This is a genomic window from Micromonospora sp. NPDC003776, assembly GCF_053605645.1.
The window spans coordinates 1-2,350 of the sequence record NZ_JBSGJR010000806.1; the positions used below are offsets into that span (position 1 = coordinate 1).

Below are 2,350 nucleotides of genomic sequence, written 5' to 3' on the forward strand. Positions count from 1 at the left end.
CGGCCAGCCGGATCGCGTACGCCGCCGCGCACGTGGTCGCCGACCCGCACGCCGACAACGCCCCCGGCCAGCCCGCCCGGCTGGACTGGGACGCCACCCTCGACGTACGACGCAACCTCTGGTCCTGGGGGCTCGGCGTCGCCGAGGCGATGGACACCGCCCAACGCGGCATGGGCCTGGACTGGGCCGCCACCCGGGAACTGATCCGCCGCAGCGCCGCCGAGGCCGCCGCCTGCGGCGGCCGGATCGTCGCCGGCGCCGCCACCGACCAGCTCACCGGCGTGCCCGACACCCTCGACGAGGTCGTCACCGCCTACGCCGAGCAGGTCGCCTTCGTCCAGGACTGCGGCGCCACCCCGGTGGTCATGGCCAGCCGGCAGCTCGCCGCCCTCGCCACCGGCCCCGAGGACTACCTGCGCGTCTACGAGCAGGTGCTGCGCGAGACCAGCACCCCGGTGGTGCTGCACTGGCTCGGCGACATGTTCGACCCCGCCCTGGCCGGCTACTGGGGATCCGCCGACCTCGACGAGGCGACCAAGACGTTCGTGACGCTGATCCACGCCCACGCCAACGTCATCGACGGGGTGAAGGTGTCCCTGCTCGACGCCGCGCGGGAGGTCCAGCTGCGGGAACTGCTGCCGCCCACCGTCAAGGTGTACACCGGCGACGACTACCACTATCCGGAACTGATCGCCGGCGACGCCGGGCGGTACAGCCACGCCCTGCTGGGCGCGTTCGCCGCCATCGCCCCGGCCGCGTCGGCGGCCCTGCAACGCCTCGACGCCGGCGACACCGCCGGCTTCCGGGACATCCTCGACCCCACCGTGCCGCTGTCCCGGCACGTGTTCGCCCCGCCGACCCAGTACTACAAGACCGGCATCGCGTTCCTGGCCTGGCTCAACGGCTTCCAGCCCGGCTTCACCATGGTCGGCGGCCTGCACAGCGGCCGCAGCGTCCCCCACCTGGTGCAGACGTTCCGCCTCGCCGACACCGCCGGCCTGCTGCTCGACCCCGAACTGGCCGTCGACCGGATGCGCCGCTACCTGTCGGTCGCGGGGGTGACCGCATGAACGCCGTGGATCCGAGCCTGGCGCGGCTGTCGCTCAACCAGCGCACCACGCAACGCTGGTCGGTGCGCGAGGCCGTAGACGGCTGCGTCCGGGCCGGCATCCCCGCCATCGGACTGTGGCGCGAACCCGTCGCCGAGATCGGCGTGCCGGCCGCCGCGAAGCTGGTCGCCGACGCCGGGTTGCGGGTGTCGTCGCTGTGCCGCGGCGGCTTCCTCACCGCCGACGGCGAGGCCGGCCGCGAGGCGCTCCAGGACAACCGGCGCGCCATCGACGAGGCCGCCGGGCTGGGCACCGACTGCCTGGTCATGGTGGTCGGCGGTCTGCCGCCCGGGTCCCGTGACCTGATCGGCGCCCGGCAGCGGGTCGCCGATGCCCTGGCCGAACTGGCCCCGTACGCGGGCGAGCGGGGTGTGCGGCTGGCGCTGGAACCCCTGCACCCCATGTACTGCGCCGACCGGGCCGTCCTGTCCACCCTCGGGCAGGCGCTCGACCTCGCCGAACCGTTCCCCGTCGCGCAGGTCGGCGTCGTGGTCGACACCTTCCACATCTGGTGGGACCCGGACGTGTGGCGGCAGATCGCCCGGGCCGGCGACCGGATCGCCAGCTTCCAGGTCTGCGACTTCCTCACCCCGCTCCCGGCCGACGTGCTGCTGGGCCGGGGCATGATGGGCGACGGCCACATCGACTTCCCGCCCTTCCGGCGGGCCGTCGAGCAGGCCGGCTACACCGGCGACACCGAGGTGGAGATCTTCAACGCCGAGGTGTGGGCCACCGACCCCGACGAGGTCCTCGCCACCATGAAGGACCGCTACCTCCAGCTGGTCATGGCCGACTGATGCGCGTCGTCGTCGCACCGGACTCCTTCAAGGGCAGCATCACCGCCGAACACGCCGCCCGCGCCCTCGGGAACGGCTGGCTCGCCCACCGGCCCGACGACGACGTACGGCTGCTCCCCCTGGCCGACGGCGGCGAAGGCACCGTCGACGCCTTCGCCGCCGCGCTGCCCGACGCGCAACGCCGCACCCTGGCCGTGCCCGGACCCGACGGCCGGCCGGTCACCGCCGCCTGGCTGCTGCTCGCCGACGGGGCGGCGGTACTGGAACTCGCCCAGTCCAGCGGCCTGCCGCTGATGGCCACCCCCGACCCGCGCGGCGCCCACACCTACGGGCTCGGCGCCGTCGCCCGGGCCGCCCTCGACGCCGGGGCCAGCCGCCTCGTCATCGGCCTCGGCGGCTCCGCGTCCACCGACGGCGGCACCGGGGCGCTGCGCGCGCTCGGGC

At 74.7% G+C, this 2,350-nt stretch carries 3 protein-coding genes; all 3 read left to right on the top strand.

Annotated features, from left to right (window positions below; genetic code table 11):
* On the top strand, window positions 1-1,070 hold a 1,070-nt coding region (locus ACWEVO_RS35140; RefSeq protein WP_452311718.1), incomplete at its 5' end, for a dihydrodipicolinate synthase family protein.
* Window positions 1,067-1,906 (top strand): sugar phosphate isomerase/epimerase family protein, encoded by an 840-nt coding sequence (locus tag ACWEVO_RS35145; protein ID WP_452311719.1) that lies wholly within the window; start codon window positions 1,067-1,069, stop codon window positions 1,904-1,906. The genes ACWEVO_RS35140 and ACWEVO_RS35145, both read left to right, overlap by 4 nt.
* Window positions 1,906-2,350, top strand: a 445-nt coding sequence (locus ACWEVO_RS35150) for a glycerate kinase (RefSeq protein WP_452311720.1), incomplete at its 3' end; no start/stop codon positions are given. The genes ACWEVO_RS35145 and ACWEVO_RS35150, both read left to right, overlap by 1 nt.